At 58.2% G+C, this 1,996-nt stretch carries 1 protein-coding gene and 2 pseudogenes; 1 reads left to right on the top strand and 2 read right to left on the bottom strand.

Annotation, left to right across the window (positions count from 1 at the left end; translation table 11 throughout):
* Positions 1-717: pseudogene (locus KHQ28_RS28915) on the bottom strand (sugar hydrolase); the annotation flags it as partial.
* A gap of 204 nt (positions 718-921) precedes the next feature.
* Here KHQ28_RS28915 and KHQ28_RS28910 point away from each other — a divergent pair.
* Positions 922-1,746, top strand: coding sequence for a helix-turn-helix domain-containing protein (locus KHQ28_RS28910; RefSeq protein ID WP_004180112.1), 825 nt, complete (start codon positions 922-924; stop codon positions 1,744-1,746).
* 54 nt (positions 1,747-1,800) lie between these two features.
* Here the strand turns inward: KHQ28_RS28910 and KHQ28_RS28905 are convergent.
* A pseudogene (locus KHQ28_RS28905) lies at positions 1,801-1,996 on the bottom strand (hypothetical protein); the annotation flags it as partial.

Below are 1,996 nucleotides of genomic sequence, written 5' to 3'. Positions count from 1 at the left end.
GGTCACGTCATTCACCTGCGCCTGCAGGCGCAGGTCGCCCAGCCACAGCCGACGGTCGCGTTTCGGCCCATCTTCAAACACCTCCTGCATGCAGTTTTTCAGGGTACGAACGGCAACGTCATCAATGGCTTTCAACTGCGGATCGGCGATGACCGCCGGGTGCGGGCTGCCGGCAGAGGTGACGGTTTCCAGAGCGATCTCATCGAACTGCAGACGAAACTTGCGCGACAGCGCTTTGACCTCCACCTTCAGGTAGCGCAGGCAATAGCGACGTGGCAGAGCGACCCGGGCGGGCAGGACGTCAAGCCACAGATCCTGCTGCTGCAACCAGCTGCTGCTCAGCCATCCCTGGTATTCGCTGAACGGCTCACAGACTTCGCTCAGCGTCTCGCCGAAGGTGAAGTGCAGATGGGCCGGGGCATCGGGCGGGCTGCCGACGCTGCGGCAGCTGAACTGCAGGTAGCCAACAAAATGGCTGCCAAAATCAATAATGATGCTGTCGCCGACGTTGAGCGGTTGCTGATAAAACTGCTCCGGCGTACAGACGGTATTCCCCCGCCAGCCGTTCAGCGCTCCTGGTTCAGCGACGGCCTCGACGATGGCCTGCGGCGTCTGGCGCAGGCGTTGCAGCGTGGGCGTCAGGTCGGCCGCACGCTGTAAAAAGCGCGGATGACGGATCATCGCCACGCTGGAATTGTATTGAATTGCTTGTGACATACTGCGTCCTCTCCGTTAGGTTAGGCGCAGCATAGGCCGTCGTCCGGCGCGGCTACCACTCTGGCAATGCCAAACCGTCAGTGAAAATGGCAGGAATAATGAGGTGGGGGCGCTGGCGATCACAAATCCGCACATCGGGCGCGTGCCGAGGGCCGGAATAGATTATCGTGCCCCTGCGCCATAGGTTGTTCAGGATTTGCTGTGATGATGACACTGACCGTTGAGTATTATTTCACCCATCCCCAGGATAAGCTCGGCATGTACGCCAGTGACCCTGAGGATAATAGCCAGGAGCATGGCCATGAATTTGCAGAACTGGTGATCGTCGAGGAGGGGCATGGGTTACACGTTATTAATGGTCGCCCGCTGTATATCCAACAGGGAGACGTATTTTACGTCCAGCCTGGCGATGTGCATTATTATGATGAGCTGGGGACGCTGAAGCTGATTAATGTCTTAATTAATCCGGCGGTGGCCTTTGGCTATTTACAGCAGATGGAGGGATTGCTGCAGCAATTATCCGCGCAGCGCGCCGCCTGCTATGGCTGGCTGGCGCCGGAGACTCGCAGCTATTGCCGGGAACTGGTGGAAAAGATATTTTCCCCGGCGCTGAGGGCGGCGGATAATACCCCGCTACGGGAGTCTCTCTTTTTCCAGCTGGTGACCACCATTCTCACAGCCGAGTCGGAAGCCGAATATAGCAGCACTCGCTATAAACTGCATAAATTACTCACCTGGCTTCAGGAGCACTGTTTCGAAGAACATAACTGGCAGCAGCTGGCGGAGCAATTTCATCTCACCACCCGCACCGCGTTTCGCCATATTAAAGAGGCCACCGGATTAACCCCGGATAATTATCTGAAACGTCTGCGGCTGGTCTCCGCGCGGGTCAAATTACGCGAAACGGAGATGACCATTACCGAAGTGGCTTATCTGTGCGGCTTCGCCAACAGCAACCACTTTACCACCCTGTATAAAAAAGTATTTGGCCTGACCCCCAGCGCCGATCGCCGCCGCCCGCCGGGTTAAAAGGGGGCCGCAGGCCGGGCAGGGGAAAAACCGGCCGCCCGCGGCAAGTCACGCTTATTCGTCGAGGGAGTTTGCCCGCACATGACGGCCGCTGGCGACAAAATTGCCGGTGCCAAGATGATGCAGGGTATTGAGCTTATCGTCGTCGAATTGCCAGCGTCCGGTGACGAACGCGCGCTCATCGGCGGCGGCAGAGACCACCTCTCCGAACAGGGTGTCGTACTGGGTCTGGGCCGCCGTCGCCGATGAG

Source organism: Klebsiella sp. 28, from assembly GCF_018223905.1.
Classification (GTDB): domain Bacteria; phylum Pseudomonadota; class Gammaproteobacteria; order Enterobacterales; family Enterobacteriaceae; genus Klebsiella; species Klebsiella pneumoniae.
Note: the sequence above shows the minus strand (reverse complement) of the source record. Positions and strands in the feature narration are given on the sequence as shown.